Here is a 14,485-nt window from a genome sequence, read left to right as displayed (position 1 = left end):
ATTCCCCTTTCATCAATTGAGCTAAAATTCCGTGACTTCACCTGGCTTTTCTACAAAACGCCATTTTTTCAAATCAACAATCCAGTACTTTTTAGGACGGACAATCCCATTTATGTCATATCCTGCACGGCGTTCCCATTCCCCAATTTGATATTCTTCGGTCACTTCTAATTGAGCCAACCCTTTGACGTTTTTGTAGCCGTATAAACCGAAATCAAATAATCGAACAGGATACCCTTGTTCCATGGGTAAAGGTTCCCCATCAACTGAGTGAACAATCAATGCCCGTCTGGAAAGAGCATCACCCAAAGGAATCGTAGATTCATAAACTCCTTTTTCCTTAGTTCCTATACTTGTTTGCTTTAAATAATACTTCTCAGGATGGGATACTCCAGCCATTTCTATAATGTTCGATAATAAAACACCTTTCCACGTCCGACGAATACTCCAATTACAGACACAAACCATTCTTCTGCTTTCTTCTATTTGTGGCATCTCTAATAAATCTTGATAGGTAAAACTCAATTTTTTGTCTACTAATCCAGTAACTGATTTACGCCAGGTATTTAAATCAACCGATTTTGGTGGACCTTCCTGATAATAACGAAGTGAAGATGGCTTTCGATCTAAATTTGGAGTTTTAACTATTGGATTCATAGTCCTCTCTCCTTAAATAAGATTGATAACACAACGAAAACTAATTAGATTATCCCTGACTGAAACGGGATAGTAATCTCTTGCTGTACATCTCATGAAATCTTCATTATGTAGTCCGCATCCACCTCTAACTATGTGATAATCTTCTTCTTGCGTAAGATATAATGGATTTACTCCGGTTTCATCCCATTCGTAATTAAGAGAAACATTATCCAAACACCATTCTGCAAAATTCCCCGCCATATCTAAACACCCGAAAAAGGACTTATTCTTTGGAAAAGCATAAACAGAGGTTGAGCTACGGTTCAATTCTTCGGGATCGCAGTCAACAGCAAAGTTTGCATGATTAGAAGTTGGTTCTTCATTTCCCCACGGATATTTTCGTTGATCCGTTCCTTTGCATGCGTACTCCCACTGCGCTTCGGTCGGTAAGGTCTTGCCTACAAACGTAGCAAAGGCCATTGCCTCCCACCAACTGACTCCTGTGACAGGATGGTCGTCTTGATTAAAATGATCATCGTACCAATAATTTGGATATTTAATGTTGTTAGTTTTGATATACTCCCATCCTTTCGGAAGCCAGAAAACAGGGTTTTCATATCCGCCTGCTTCTACAAATACTCGAAATTGTTTATTTGTTACTGGTGTTTTATCAATGGCAAAAGGGTGTAATGTTACGGATTTAACTGGTTGTTCATCCGGCGATTCATTGCTGCCACGAAGAAAAGTCCCCCCTGGAATCACAATCATATTGTCTAACTGATTTTTCACTTGATTCCCCATCTTGGATTCCCCCTATTATTTGAGAAGCCCCATACTTCCGGTTAGTTTATTCACTTTTTTCTTGTCTCCATATAAAGCCAATCCTAAATACTCAAGATCGTTTGTTGATAAGGTCGAAATTTTTTCGATATATTCCTCATAACTTTTTGTTGTCTGTGCCGCATTGGTGAAATCTACAACAAATAAATCAGAAAATTCCTCTGCGTATAACTTGTTCCTTAACTCTTTAATTTTTAGGGAATCACCTTTTAAAATAGGAATAGGTGTAGTAGTTATCCCTACATGAGGATGACCGCTTCCATCCTTTACCGTTGGACCAATAATTCCCTCAATTTCCTTTCCCAAAGTCAGGGCTAATACCGCAGCAGTATTTGAGATTAATCCTGTAGGTAAATCTGCATCAATAACCATTACACATTTCATTTCCATGATTTTTTCCTCCCTCAATAAAGTTTATTTTTCTCCCGAATACTCGCTTTTTCTCAAAATTTCATAGACACTTAATAGAATACACACCTCATTTAATGGATATATGTTGAATTTTTTTAAATACCTGAATCCGTGACAAAACATCTTTACAATGGTCGCAAACCGTTGATACGATAAGGAAAAACGACGTTGACGATTCTTCATCAAGTAGGTGATGTGATGAAAGATTTCCCGATTCGGTTTGTATTGACAGATGAAGCGATTACCCCAAGTGCTGGGCTTGCTCTCGTTGGCTACTTACTCCATCGAACGAAACTGGATAAACGGGTAAACGCACTTCGGCTTCCAACGGTTCGTCGAGAAGTGCACATTTCCCATAGCGATGTCATTCGCTCGATGATTGGCTTGCTTGCCACAGGAAAAACGGATTTCGATCATATCGAAGCGTATCGTCAGGACGATATCTTTTCGGCATCGATGGGGATTCAGCACGTGCCTTCCTCTCCAACCTTGCGACAACGACTCGATCAGCTCGCTTGTCTTCCGATGACCGAAACGATTCTTTGGGAGGAGTCCATACGTCTGTTGATTCAACGACATGCCACTTTGTCCCCTTGTTGGACCAAAGGAAAGACGACATGGCTTCCCCTTGATATAGATGGTTCCCCATTTGACAACTCCGATACGAAAAAAGAAGGAGTCAGTCGAACGTATAAAGGATTTGACGGTTTTACACCGTTGTTTGCGTATGCAGGGAAGGAAGGGTATCTCGTTCATGCCGAGTTGCGTCCAGGGAAACAACATGTGCAAGACAACATGCCCTCGTTTTTAGTCACCGCTATCCGTCGAGCTCGTCAACTGACTTCATCTCGTCTGCTTGTTCGCATGGATGCAGGAAACGATGCAGAAGCGAATGTGCACGTATGCCTAAAGGAAGACGTGGACTTTGTCATCAAGCGAAACTTACGCCGAGAATCGAAAGCGCTTTGGTTCCAGATCGCTTCGCAAAAGGGCAAACGTGTCGATGATGGACAAAGCGAAGGAGTACAAACCTATGAGCTATGCCTTCCACAGAAGGCAGCGATCGATGGAAACACGTATACGTACGTTCAAGTCACCCAAGTGACGGAACGGACGATGGAACGCAATGGACAGCTGATGCTCGTTCCTGATTATGAAGTGGAAAGCTATTGGGTGCGGCTCAAAGGATACGAGCATGTTCGAATGAGCGATGTGCTCGCGTTGTATCATGACCATGCGACATGCGAACAGTTTCATAGCGAACTGAAGAGCGACTTAGATTTAGAGCGGCTTCCATCTGGGAAGATGAAAACGAATGCGCTCGTGTTGGTCATGGGAGCCTTCGTTTACAATCTTCTTCGTCTGATTGGACAAGATCTATTAAGCGATCCGAGACATCCGTTGCACCACAAAGTGAAACGCCGCCGCATCAAGACGATTATTCAGACGGTGATCACGATGGCAGGGCGACTCGTCCGTCGATCACGACAGATCTGGATGAAACTGACGCGAAGGAGTGGTTATAGCGAGCCCCTACTGAACGTCTATCAGAAATGGAGAGAGGCAAGATAACGAACGAATGTTCGGTCGCTGATGTCCAACGTCACTCCCTGTGCTTTTTTGTCTCTTTTTTTGGTTCGTATACCTAAAAAAGAGATTGGTTCCATTTTCGGAAATAGAGATGACATAGGTCATAAGCATAAAAAGGGTTTTATGGATTATCAATCCATCAAAATTACAACAAAATCAAAGTCGATTTCAATTCATCACGGATTCAGGAAATAATTTACATGGTAGGGGGCATCCTATCAACCAAATTGTATTTATTTGGTAAAAATAAGGTATAACCGTGCTTCATCATCTCCACATCACTCACGGTCGCTAACCCTCCCACATCTCTCCGGATTGAATTCCATACATTCCTTCGTCCTGCGTATCCATGAGGTGGAGGTTGGATATGCTCCTTTGCTGGGTCACATGCCCGTATGGAATAAATAAGCTCCAACTCTGCACTATTGGTGTTTGTCATTTGAGATAATTACGGTATTCTGAAATGATTTCATGAACTTAATAAAGCCTTAAGCTGCCTGTAATGAATCGATTTGAGGCAAACCTCTCAATAACTTTGAACCATCAAATTCACACTGTTTTTGACCAATGACAAATAAGACACGTAGTAATTTACAACACAAGGCAATCAGTGACTGCTGTTTCTTCAAAGGTCGATCAGGACGCTTTGTGTAGTATTGATGCAGGGCTTTAAACGTTGGATTATGGGCAACGAGTGGACGAATGGCCAAGTATAAAGCTCTTCGCAATCGACTTCGTCCTCGTTTTGTGATCTTGGTTTGCCCCTTAAACTTCCCGGAACTATGTTCACGTAATGACAGCCCTGCCAGATTTACTAATTGCTGGGGATGACTATACTTTGTTATATCCCCGACCTCAGCGAAGAATAGCGCGACTGTTGTAGGACCTAAGCCTTGAATATTGATCATTTCCTTCGCTCCAGGTATCGTTACTACAAGTGCTTCCAGATCCTTATCTAACTGTCCTAATTGCTCTTTGTATAGCTCATATTGATCGAGTAAATAATCCAATTCACGTTTAGCAAACTTGATACCAATTTGGATACCAATGCTCTTTTTCGCTGCTTCTATTAACTTTGTAGCTCGTTTGATTCCTACACCACGGTTTACTTCTTGTTTCCATTTCGCAAGAACTTCTTCTGATGTCATTTCTTTAATCTGAGAGGGGAATGGAAAGTTTCTTAATGTACAAAGAGCTGCCTTTCCTTCCCAGTCTTTAAATACATCGAAAAACTCCGGAAAGTAACGCTGGATGTGATTTTGAATACGACCTTCTGTGATCATAAGCTGCTGGATGAGCTGATCTCTTAATTTGACGCCTTCTCTTAGCTCTGCATAGATGCCATCTAAGAGATTTGGTACGGAGTATCGCCCATCTTTAATCAGCTGTGCAATCACACGTGCATCTTTCGTATCGTTTTTAGTTGGAGAGTTATCATCCAGCTCTTTAGTTTTTTTGACATGCATAGGATTGACCAAGACAAAGTCATAACCTTTAGCAGTCAAGAAATAGGCCAGACTCAGCCAGAAATGACCGGTCGGCTCAACACCAAAAATGACATGTGTTTTTTGGTGTTCCTTTTGATGCCTCGAAACCCAATCAAGCAGTTTTTGATAGCCATGTATGCGATTTTCAAAGATCAGTCTTTTTCCAAATTCGATTCCTCGATCATCCTGAGCTCGAGCGACGTGTTTGTCTTTGGCGATATCAATGCCTACAATTAATGTTGATGGTGTAATTTGCGAGATTTTACGATTTTGCGTATAATTCATCTTGAGTCCTCCTTGGTAATTATTAATTCGGGGTCAATGCATTGACACCCTGTACTATACCAAGAGGGCTCTTTTTGTTTCAAACCTCAAATTTCTTCATTACAGGAATAGCTCCATTGTTAAAGTTTGAACGATACGATTGTTGACTTTTTACCAAAAACGGACCATAACATTAAAATGGTACGGGTCGGCGAAATGAATTCTACGTTATTTTTTTGGGCTGCATTGACAGTTGTTAAACAAAGGTCCACTTCACCTTTCTGTAATTTGATAGCAGCTTCGCTTGTTGAATTGACAAATAACACCTCATATTTCATGTCGAAATCGGCTAAGAACCAAGGAAGAAGACAAGAAGGAGCATGATGAGTAGCAATAACCAATGAACGGTTCCTATTCAATTCTTCACAAGGTCTTTTTGCAACTCCGTATAAAGGTGTTTCAAAGACAAATGGAAATAAAAATTGGATATCTTTTGACATGTAAAACTTATCTATTCCCTTGTAGGCATTAGCTACAAGAAGAATATTAGATGTCCCTGAAACTAAGTTTTCATAAGCTTCTTCATAAGTAGGAAAAAGTGAATACTTTCCATGACTGTTTTTTTAAGGATGAAAGCAAGTATTGAGCTGATGCTTCACTACTTGTTCCAGAAGGGCCCAGAGTAGCAATTTCAAGTTGTTCTAAAAATACCAGGGAAGATAAAAAGTGTTGATTCCAAATTAATAAGGGATTATTTTGCTCCTTTGCTTGGGTTTCAACGATCATTTTGCCCCCGCCCCCGTAACGATTAGGATTATTTTTCATGCATATCCATTATGTGTAATTGTTATTTCCTTTTATAATTTAGCATGATAAAATGGTAGTGATAAGGACCAATTATTATTGACTTTTATGGTACCAATTTAGATAAAAGGGGAATAAGAATGCTTTGATAACTATTGATCGGAGACTCGATATATCTTTAACACGACAAGTTTACGAACAAATTCGTACACAAATATTAAATGGGGAACTTGCAGCCGGAGAGTGTCTTCCACCTACACGCGAACTAGCCTCTAATTTAGGCATATCACGGAATGTGGTTGTAGAAGCTTATGAACAATTGCTAGCAGAGGGATACGTTGAAGCACGGCAAGGTTCTGGAACATATGTTGCGGAAGGAGCCTACTTAAGTCAACAAGAGAGAACGGAATGTCTATCTTTTTTTGAAATTCAGTACTTAAAAGATGAAAGAAATGATTTCATAGATTTTCGTTCTGGTATCCCCGCTTTAGACATGTTTCCAAGGCATATATGGGGACAAATTGCTAAACGAGTCTGTATAGAAACTCCACATTCCGTATTTGGCTATGGTTACCCTGAAGGTAGAATTGAACTGCGTCATATCTTGTCTCGGTATCTAAAGAGAACAAGGGGGGTGCATTGTCATCCTGATCAGCTAGTTATTACATCTGGAGCAACACAAGCCTTATCTCTTATAGCAAAACTACTTCTTTCACCAGGGGATGAAGTAATGATTGAAGATCCTATTACACACGAAATTCAAACCATTTTTTCTTCCACTGGGGCGGTGCTTCACCCTATACCTGTAGATGAACACGGTATGAAAACGGATTTAATCCCCCAAAATAAAAAACCAAGATTTATTTTTGTGACTCCATCCCATCAGTTTCCTCTTGGGGGAACATTGCCTATTCAGCGTCGAATTCAGTTAATCCAATTTGCCAGAAAAGTTGATTGTTTTATTGTAGAAGACGATTATGACAGTGAATTTCGTTATCAAGAAGCGCCAATTAATTCACTTCAGGGGCTTGATCCAGACAGGGTGATTTATATTGGAACTTTCAGCAAGATCTTATCACCTGCCCTAAGGTTGGGGTATTTAGTTCTCCCTCTTTCTTTAACAAAACGTTGTAAAGATTTAAAATGGTTCACGGATCTTCACACCCCTTCATTAGAACAACTCACCCTTGCGCGTTTCATAGATGAAAGACATCTGGAACGCCATATTAGAAAAATGAAAAAAATATATAAAACACGTCGGGATCATTTAAAAAAATGTTTAGTAGAACAGTTTGGTACTAAGGTTAAAATTTCAGGTGATTCAACAGGTCTGCATTTGATTGCTGAATTTCAAAATATAGAGTTTTCAAATGAAAAGGTACAGGAAATAATGGCCGAACATAAAGTGAAAATTTACCCAGTAGAACTTCATACGATTCACAAAGGAATGCATCAAAGTAAAATCATTTTAGGCTATGGTAATCTAACAATAGAGGAAATAGAAGCAGGTATATATAGATTAAAATCTGCTTTGATCTAGGAGATGGTGAATCATTATCAATGTCTTCTCGATTTTTTGGTTCGTTCTGTACGGCGACTTGTTGTAAATGGAACATGAAGATGATGTCCCAAAAGCGAACACTTTTGGGATACTCCATTTTTTTATTATAAGGCTGGTGTTAAATGTTAATGTTGATAATTAGAAAATAAAATCAAGGGAGAACCAAATTATAAAGGTTTTCCAATCTTTGTTAAAGTAACACACCTGTTTGTTGAAGAATCTAAACTTCTGTTGAATGAGATTTAATAACTTCTGCACCAAATTCTAAACATTCACTGCATATAGAAACTCCTGGTCCCAAAGCCAATTTTCCGACTTCTTCTTTACTTCTAAGACAAAAAGAACAAGTCTCGATATGTTCAGTATTGTTTAGGTTAACTGGATTTGAAGTTTTCTCTACTGCATTGTACAATTCATCAATTACAGTTGTCTCAATATAATCAAAATCTCCTTTTAACTTCAATGCAATAGTTGTATAAGCAATAGCCATACCTTCATAAAAACGTTGTCTCTCTAATTGTTCACTACTTTTAGATTTTTCTTCACATAAAGAGCTTAGTTTCTCTAATTCCAAGATAACATCTTCAATTTTTGCACCTCGAAATGTTTTTTTGCGAAAATCTTGCTCCATTATTTACACCTCCTATTTTATATGTGTACATTTTTATACATATTTAGTGAGATATATTCTTTAAACTTATAAAATGGTCCTGCATTTTTCAAAAATTATTTTTGGATTGACCTGCCTCGTTAGTAAATTAAGAACTAAACATTGAACTTTGACAGACGCACAATATCATAAGTGTCCGTCATTTCAAATACAAATGTTTTTACTTATTGTCGAACTCAATTAAATAGTGATGTTAGGAACGAACAAAAGAACCAAGAAAAGAAGAAAAGAACGTTGGAAGAAAGGAAGATGTGAAGGATTACTTATCATAAAGAAAAATGATTCAAAACTTGATCCATTATGTCAATGTTCGGAAGATTAACCTTTTGAAAGTGAAAGTACTTATGCGGAGAAATGATTAAATTGTCATGATTACATCCCTTTTAATTTCCGATAGGTGAATCCCATTTTAACCGAAACGGAAAGTGAAGTACGAAGGTGGTTTACTTTCCGTTTGGGCAACGCCGATAGGCGATTTATTGTTTCGTTACCATTACACGATATATGTATAAGAGTAAGAAGGGGAGCTTTTTGCTCCCTTTATTGTTTTGGTTTAAAAAGGTGTTTTACTTATTATGCGAATTCATTAATTAATGATGTTAAGAACGAACAAAAGAACTAAGAAAAGAAGAAAAGAACGTTGGAAGAAAGGAGGGTTCGAAGGTTGGCTATTACGATAACAATGGGCATCCAAAAAGGCGGTTGCGGCAAGTCAACCACCACTGGGATTTTAGCTTATCTATTAAGTCAAGACGGGTACAAGGTGCTTGCGGTTGATATGGACTCGCAAGGAAATTTAACAGAATTGCTGTCTAAGAGACCCGCGAATGAATTTGTTGAGAAGTCGGTACTCGAAGCAATGCAGCGTCAGGATCCTACAAATTATATCGTACCAATTTACGAAAACTTAGACCTGTTACCGGCCAATAATTTTTTAACGACTTTTCCTCGCTGGATTTACACAGGCGTGACATATCTAGGTGAAAAAATTCGTTATAACGGTGATAATCCTAGTAAGATTTTAGATGAAACATTAGAGAAGGTGAGAGATAATTACGATTTTATTGTTATCGACACGCCTCCTTCATTAAGTGAACAGACAACGAATGCCTTATGTGCCAGTGAGTATGTCGTTGTGTTATTTGAATGCTCTAACTGGTGCTATTCTGCGATTCCAAATTTTATGGATTCCGTAGAGGGAGCAAGAAATGTTAGTAAGCACGGAACAAAGGTTATCGGTATTTTGCGTACGATGAACGATGTTAGACGAAGTGATGCCAAAGCGTTTAACGAAATGATCGAAGAGGATTATCCAAACGAAGTATTCCAAACTATTATTACACGTAAAGCTCCGATTGGAAGGTTGTCACTGTACGGTTTCGATGAAAATGTTGAGTTGAAGCAGGCTTTGGGGCAATACAAAAATTTTTATAAGGAGCTGATGGAACGTGTCAAAGGTAGATGACATCAAAAATCTAAAACGTCAGCAAAAAACGATTACACCTACACAAGTGTTAGTGGAATCGGTTGGAAATGAAAACAATGTTGTTTCCAACGAAGAAAACAACCAAGAAAGAAAGGAAGAAAAGAAGATAGAAAGAAAACGGGTATCCTTTGATCTGCGCATAGATTTACATAAAGAACTAAAAGTGCAGTTGATCTTACAGGAGAAGAATGTTTATTTGCTTATTGAGGAAGCTGTAGAAAAATATTTATCTGAGTTAAAAGGAAAGGATCAGATGTAGATCTCTCTGTTTCAATAATAAATAGTTTTAAGTTTTTATAAAAATTGAAAAGAAAAATTCAATGGTTGCGTAAAGTGAATTTAAGGCAGGGATTGCCCCTGCCTTTTTTATAATGGAGAAACAAGGAAGAAATTTTCTGATATGGTCTGAAATAACCCTCTAATGCATGGGTGGAATGCCCAAAAATAATTAAAAGAGTAATGCCATCACGATTAGAAAACCGGATATTAATAATAAATCCAATTCCCCGTCAGAAAATAGTTTTGTTTGTACTAAGTATGTTCCGTAACTACCTTTCACCTTAACAAGTTTAATCTTCCTACTCGATGCGTATTTTGATGCCTCTTCCTGACGTTCGGATTTTGAACGGAATCTCCCCTTCTCGTCCCGCAGTCTGCCCGAGACGTCTATCTTTATGGTCTTCACTTCTTTCTCGTCCAATAGTTCCAGGATTTGTTTTAACTTTTGTTTTTCCTTCGCAGTTAGCATTGACGTCCTTCTCCTCTCTTGTTGTTGGGTTCTGCTCCTTCCATAATTCCGATTGTTCCAACTTCCATGATGGGGAGGGGAGGTTGACGTCTTTCTTCTTATTTGTATACATCAAATTTAAAAATTCTTTTGAATGGGCAGCCGTAAATAAAGCTGCACGGATGATTTGATTCCGATCTAGTGTAGTAGCGTGAAACAAACTATCGACATATTGTTTATAAACATCTGCATAACGCACGGTCGGTCTATACATGTGACGTCCTCCTTCTATCGTGTTTGACGTCTGTCTGACGTCCTTCACTTCTAATGCTAATCTTTCCTTCCTCTATTTACTGGTGTCTTCAAGACGTCTTGATAAACAATATTCGACACAGCTTGTCCAATATGTCCGTTTTTTTCTTGTGGTTTAAAAACGGACATTTTTGCCGAGACTGGATAAAAAAGAGGAGTGAGCAAATTGTTTGGAATAGGTAAGAAGCGTACTAAATTCGGTAAGTGGATTGATAAAAAGGGGATTAAACAAATTGAACTGGAGGAAGCAGCTAATCTGGGAAGAGCGACAGTTTCAAATATGTGCAATGATAAGGATTACAAGCCCAAATTCTCCATATTTGCAAAATTACAAAAAGGGCTAAAAAAGATGGGATACAATGTTGAATATCATGATTTTTGGATGTGAATATGATGGAAAACGACAATTATGCCCCCTGATTCATTTTTCTTCTTCGTACAAGACCGATCGATAAAACGTTGCTTATTTTGAAGATTCTTGGTTGTCGTCTTGTAAAGCAATAGGCTCGAAAAGTGTTTGATGAAATATCAACCACTTTGATTTTCCGTTGGCTTATTTCATTCTTGTTGGACAGATAAATCATTTCAAAAATTTCTCCCGATTCCAAAGCTCTTTTTAACAAACCCTTCATCGATCAGACCTTTTTTATTATTATATAAGAACGTTTGTTCTATTCACAGTAGACTTCCGAACATTTGTTTGCATAATTAATTGTAAGGAGGATTGAGAATATAAATGAAAATCAAACTAACCGTTCATCTTGATATCGAAGGTCAAAAATTAATGCAGTCAGGAGATTTTAAAGCTCGAAGGAAAGAAGATATTCCAGGTATTGCGTATGAATGGATTCAGAAGTTAAAGAAGGAAACAGGGTATCGAGATACTCGTATCAATAAGGTGATCGTGAACAACGAAAAAAAAATAACGGAGAAAGTCCGTGAGATAGATGAGGAACCTATTCTGGACATAGACTTTTAAGTTTGAACGGTTATCTACAGTTATTCATGTTTAAACATTATTGGGCAACCGATTAAATTAAAGTTAACGTTCATATACAGCCGAAAGGTTGTATATGGGTGTACAGGTATTTTATATGGTCGAACGAACCATTATTATTAGTGGTGGACTGTTTATTATGGTCGAAATCATAAATAGGTAATCAACTATTCATAATAGTGTAAGGTAGATCGTTACGTCTCGTGTTGGATACATATTTAATTAAGGATCAGTGGGTAAGATACTCACTGATCCTTAATTTTTTTATTTTTGACAAACAGTATTATGTAAACTATATGTGCACATTTTATTGATCATAGGAGTTGATGTCTATAAATAGGCAGAATAATGAAAAATATAATAGTTATTTCTTCAAGAGGTTATTTAAAACCGAAGTGAAATAAGATGGATATTTAGCAAGGGTTTTACGAAATACCCTTTCTTGTTCTTTAATTATTATGGTTAAAGCTTTCTTGGAACTTTTAGAGAAACCATATTGATTTAAAGTTAATCCTAAGTCCATGGAAATAACACGATCTGCAAATCCTAGCTCATAAAACATAATACTTAATGAATTAGGTAACCCATACTTTATTCTTTTTTGTAATTTCCTAAGATTATTAATGATATCTTCATGTTGAATATCTTCTTTAGATTCAATTATTTCAGCTATTGCCCCAATAAGAAGCATCGCCTCATAAGCAAATGCATTTTCACAAATGTCTACAACATGCTCTATTTTAAACTTTCTCCTCTGCTTTTTGCTGTTAATTCGAATGTCTTTTTCTTTAAGAATTGCATGTAATTCAACGAATGATCTTCCATTAATCCATCCTAAGGCTATATCCTTTAAAATTTCTGGCCGTTCACAATTCTTGAAAATATTATTTTGAATGTTGTTAGATAAAAGTGGCCATAAAGCATCCAGTAGTTCCTCAAAATTTTTGCATTTGCTGAGCTCTTTGAAATGAAGATCAACCCAATTCTCGATTGACGTAACAGTTCTTAGACCATATAACATCTTTCCAAACAACTTCTTTTTGGAGTTTTGGGGAACATTTTGAGAAATATTCTGTGCCAACAATTTAAACAACTCAACAATTTTCTTTTTTAACTGTTCGTCAGCTAAAGAATAAGCTAACGTTCCCTTAGCAAGATCATTTATTTTGTTTTTATCGTCTTCCCAATGAGCCATTAAAAAACTTTCAATAGCTGAAACAGCATCTATCTTTCTTTTAATTTGTCTATTTAGTCCCTCCAGTGTGTATCCTTTCTCGGCGTATTCTGCAACAGCAAACTCGCTTAAGCAGTCCCAAATTATCAAGTACTTGGTCTTTTGAGATTCCATCTCTCGCTGAGAATAAACAAACAGATCTTTTGTGAATGAACGGTTGAAATCAACCGCAGTAGAATGAATTTTTTATTTAGTTTATGTTTATGAATGGGTTAGTGCTTGTGTTGTTGTGACTGTCTGAAAGATCTTGGTGTTGATGAAGAGATTCATGTCTTCATTTCAAATGCCGCAAGCCATTTAGATTTCAACTTTATACAGTCGGCCAGCCGGTATTATTTTTTGTGTTTAATTCCCTTTTGTCACATCTGCTAAGCTTGGAAAATGAAAAAAATCCTGATGGAGGAACGCGATGAGAAACCTGAAGGTAAGGCTAGTGAATAAAATACTACTTTATGAATAAACAGATTTGATTATTTCATGCCATAAAACAATGATCTATACATGCTTTATCGAGGGTGCTTTGAGAATGGGGAGTTCTTAGAACGTGGAGAAAAATTATTCTTATGGGCAGACTGGCTTCGCACCAAAAGAAAACCAAATAAGAACCAAAAAACAGACTCCATTATTTGCAGGAAAAATCGTTAACAAATATCTCGATCTGCCTGTATCAGCAGATAAAAAAACACACCCTGTTCGGTGTGATATACAATTCAAATTATATATGTAAACGATCATCTACAGATTCGTTCCGTGCAGAGTGGTAATAGATAAGTTTTTTACCGTTATACCTTTTCATTTTGCATGTTTCTGTGAGGGAGCTTACCATTATAATGTATTCTTTAACTCAAAATTATATTTTTTATTAATTTTCTTTGCGATTGCCTCCAGGAAATCTTCCACATTCATTTTTTCTACTTCGTTCGTATACCAAGCAAGTTTGGCTCCTTTATCTTCTCCGTCATAATGAACTTCTAAAGGCATGTAACGATTCATCGAATAAGTAAAGTCAAATTTAATATACAATTCTTTGCCTTTTGGGCTCTCCAGCTTTACTTTATAAACAGGATTTTTATATTCCGGTTCTAGTTTAACCTTTTTTATCTTTGTTAACATGATCATAACTCCTCGAAAAAAATTTTTTTAAACACTATTGATATCGGAAGAATTAGGAAAATATTTATTCTTTTTAGAGTAGACACTCCGCTTACTTCCATTTCCTCTGATGCAAGTTCTGGAGGTCATTCACTCCATTGGTATCACTGAAACAGTTCGATTGAAAATTTACTATCTCTTATCCTTAGAATTATAAAGATCACCATTCCATTCGTATCGCTTACGGTCTTGGATACAAACCGTTTTGACAGTCCTTATCGTTCTTTTCCTATGTAACGTAATGGTGATAAACCTAGTCTAGCTTCCAATAATAAAGGATCATACGATTTTTTTGCAAAAAAATAATAGTG

The 14,485-nt window shown here is 37.3% G+C and carries 17 protein-coding genes; 7 read left to right on the top strand and 10 right to left on the bottom strand.

Going from position 1 to position 14,485, the window contains the following annotated elements; all coding sequences use genetic code 11:
- Positions 1–21: 21 nt before the first annotated feature.
- The 3 genes from N1I87_RS05040 to N1I87_RS05030 are packed head-to-tail and all read right to left on the bottom strand — an operon-like array spanning position 22 to position 1,869.
- On the bottom strand, positions 22–657 hold the full coding sequence (locus tag N1I87_RS05040) for a molybdopterin-dependent oxidoreductase (protein WP_341100870.1): 636 nt from the start codon (positions 655–657) through the stop codon (positions 22–24).
- A 12-nt stretch (positions 658–669) separates the two neighbouring features.
- A complete protein-coding gene (locus N1I87_RS05035; RefSeq protein WP_003353593.1) occupies positions 670–1,440 on the bottom strand; it encodes a formylglycine-generating enzyme family protein in 771 nt (256 codons plus the stop codon).
- 15 nt (positions 1,441–1,455) lie between these two features.
- Complete coding sequence (locus N1I87_RS05030; protein ID WP_341100868.1) at positions 1,456–1,869, bottom strand: DUF2000 domain-containing protein; 414 nt, start codon at positions 1,867–1,869, stop codon at positions 1,456–1,458.
- 219 nt (positions 1,870–2,088) lie between these two features.
- Between N1I87_RS05030 and N1I87_RS05025 the strand changes: the two genes are divergently transcribed.
- Complete coding sequence (locus tag N1I87_RS05025; protein ID WP_044899598.1) at positions 2,089–3,462, top strand: IS1380-like element ISGsp2 family transposase; 1,374 nt, start codon at positions 2,089–2,091, stop codon at positions 3,460–3,462.
- Positions 3,463–3,968: 506 nt separating this feature from the next.
- On the opposite strand, the gene N1I87_RS05020 is transcribed toward N1I87_RS05025, so the two are convergent.
- The 3 genes from N1I87_RS05020 to N1I87_RS05010 form a co-directional block, all read right to left on the bottom strand.
- Entirely contained in the window at positions 3,969–5,252 is a 1,284-nt protein-coding gene (locus tag N1I87_RS05020; RefSeq protein ID WP_270584767.1) for an IS110 family transposase, read from the bottom strand.
- Positions 5,253–5,371: 119 nt separating this feature from the next.
- On the bottom strand, positions 5,372–5,731 hold the full coding sequence (locus N1I87_RS05015) for a hypothetical protein (RefSeq protein WP_341100866.1): 360 nt from the start codon (positions 5,729–5,731) through the stop codon (positions 5,372–5,374).
- Positions 5,732–5,813: 82 nt separating this feature from the next.
- Positions 5,814–6,017: a hypothetical protein gene (locus N1I87_RS05010; RefSeq protein WP_341100865.1), complete on the bottom strand. Its 204-nt coding sequence runs from the start codon at positions 6,015–6,017 to the stop codon at positions 5,814–5,816.
- 163 nt (positions 6,018–6,180) lie between these two features.
- Here N1I87_RS05010 and pdxR point away from each other — a divergent pair, with 163 nt between their 5' ends.
- Positions 6,181–7,575 carry a MocR-like pyridoxine biosynthesis transcription factor PdxR gene (gene pdxR, locus N1I87_RS05005; RefSeq protein WP_003353596.1) on the top strand — a complete coding sequence of 465 codons (1,395 nt, stop codon included), beginning with the start codon at positions 6,181–6,183 and terminating at the stop codon, positions 7,573–7,575.
- Positions 7,576–7,816: 241 nt separating this feature from the next.
- On the opposite strand, the gene N1I87_RS05000 is transcribed toward pdxR, so the two are convergent.
- Positions 7,817–8,227: a ClpX C4-type zinc finger protein gene (locus N1I87_RS05000; protein WP_003353597.1), complete on the bottom strand. Its 411-nt coding sequence runs from the start codon at positions 8,225–8,227 to the stop codon at positions 7,817–7,819.
- Between the two features lie 703 nt (positions 8,228–8,930).
- Between N1I87_RS05000 and N1I87_RS04995 the strand changes: the two genes are divergently transcribed.
- Both N1I87_RS04995 and N1I87_RS04990 read left to right on the top strand, forming a co-directional pair.
- Complete coding sequence (locus tag N1I87_RS04995) at positions 8,931–9,731, top strand: ParA family protein (protein ID WP_341100863.1); 801 nt, start codon at positions 8,931–8,933, stop codon at positions 9,729–9,731.
- Positions 9,715–10,011: a hypothetical protein gene (locus tag N1I87_RS04990; protein ID WP_003353600.1), complete on the top strand. Its 297-nt coding sequence runs from the start codon at positions 9,715–9,717 to the stop codon at positions 10,009–10,011. Before N1I87_RS04995 ends, N1I87_RS04990 begins: the two co-directional genes overlap by 17 nt.
- Before the next feature lie 319 nt (positions 10,012–10,330).
- On the opposite strand, the gene N1I87_RS04985 is transcribed toward N1I87_RS04990, so the two are convergent.
- Positions 10,331–10,753 (bottom strand): hypothetical protein, encoded by a 423-nt coding sequence (locus tag N1I87_RS04985; RefSeq protein ID WP_003353601.1) that lies wholly within the window; start codon positions 10,751–10,753, stop codon positions 10,331–10,333.
- Positions 10,754–10,957: 204 nt separating this feature from the next.
- On the opposite strand from N1I87_RS04985, the gene N1I87_RS04980 reads away from it, so the two are divergent.
- The gene (locus N1I87_RS04980; protein WP_341100861.1) at positions 10,958–11,179 is read left to right on the top strand and encodes a helix-turn-helix domain-containing protein; all 222 of its coding nucleotides are present in this window, start codon (positions 10,958–10,960) and stop codon (positions 11,177–11,179) included.
- A gap of 348 nt (positions 11,180–11,527) precedes the next feature.
- Positions 11,528–11,770 carry a hypothetical protein gene (locus N1I87_RS04975; RefSeq protein WP_340396918.1) on the top strand — a complete coding sequence of 81 codons (243 nt, stop codon included), beginning with the start codon at positions 11,528–11,530 and terminating at the stop codon, positions 11,768–11,770.
- Positions 11,771–12,152: 382 nt separating this feature from the next.
- On the opposite strand, the gene N1I87_RS04970 is transcribed toward N1I87_RS04975, so the two are convergent.
- Positions 12,153–13,112 (bottom strand): hypothetical protein, encoded by a 960-nt coding sequence (locus tag N1I87_RS04970; protein WP_341100860.1) that lies wholly within the window; start codon positions 13,110–13,112, stop codon positions 12,153–12,155.
- Positions 13,113–13,566: 454 nt separating this feature from the next.
- Between N1I87_RS04970 and N1I87_RS04965 the strand changes: the two genes are divergently transcribed.
- Positions 13,567–13,749: a hypothetical protein gene (locus tag N1I87_RS04965; protein WP_003353605.1), complete on the top strand. Its 183-nt coding sequence runs from the start codon at positions 13,567–13,569 to the stop codon at positions 13,747–13,749.
- A gap of 98 nt (positions 13,750–13,847) precedes the next feature.
- Here the strand turns inward: N1I87_RS04965 and N1I87_RS04960 are convergent, their stop codons facing one another.
- Positions 13,848–14,135, bottom strand: a complete 288-nt coding sequence (locus N1I87_RS04960; protein ID WP_003353606.1) for a hypothetical protein — start codon at positions 14,133–14,135, stop codon at positions 13,848–13,850.
- Between the last annotated feature and the right edge of the window lie 350 nt (positions 14,136–14,485).

It is taken from the genome of Bacillus sp. FSL W8-0102, assembly GCF_038007225.1.
GTDB lineage: Bacteria > Bacillota > Bacilli > Bacillales > DSM-4216 > Bacillus_O > Bacillus_O smithii.
This window is presented reverse-complemented; position numbering and strand designations above follow the sequence as displayed.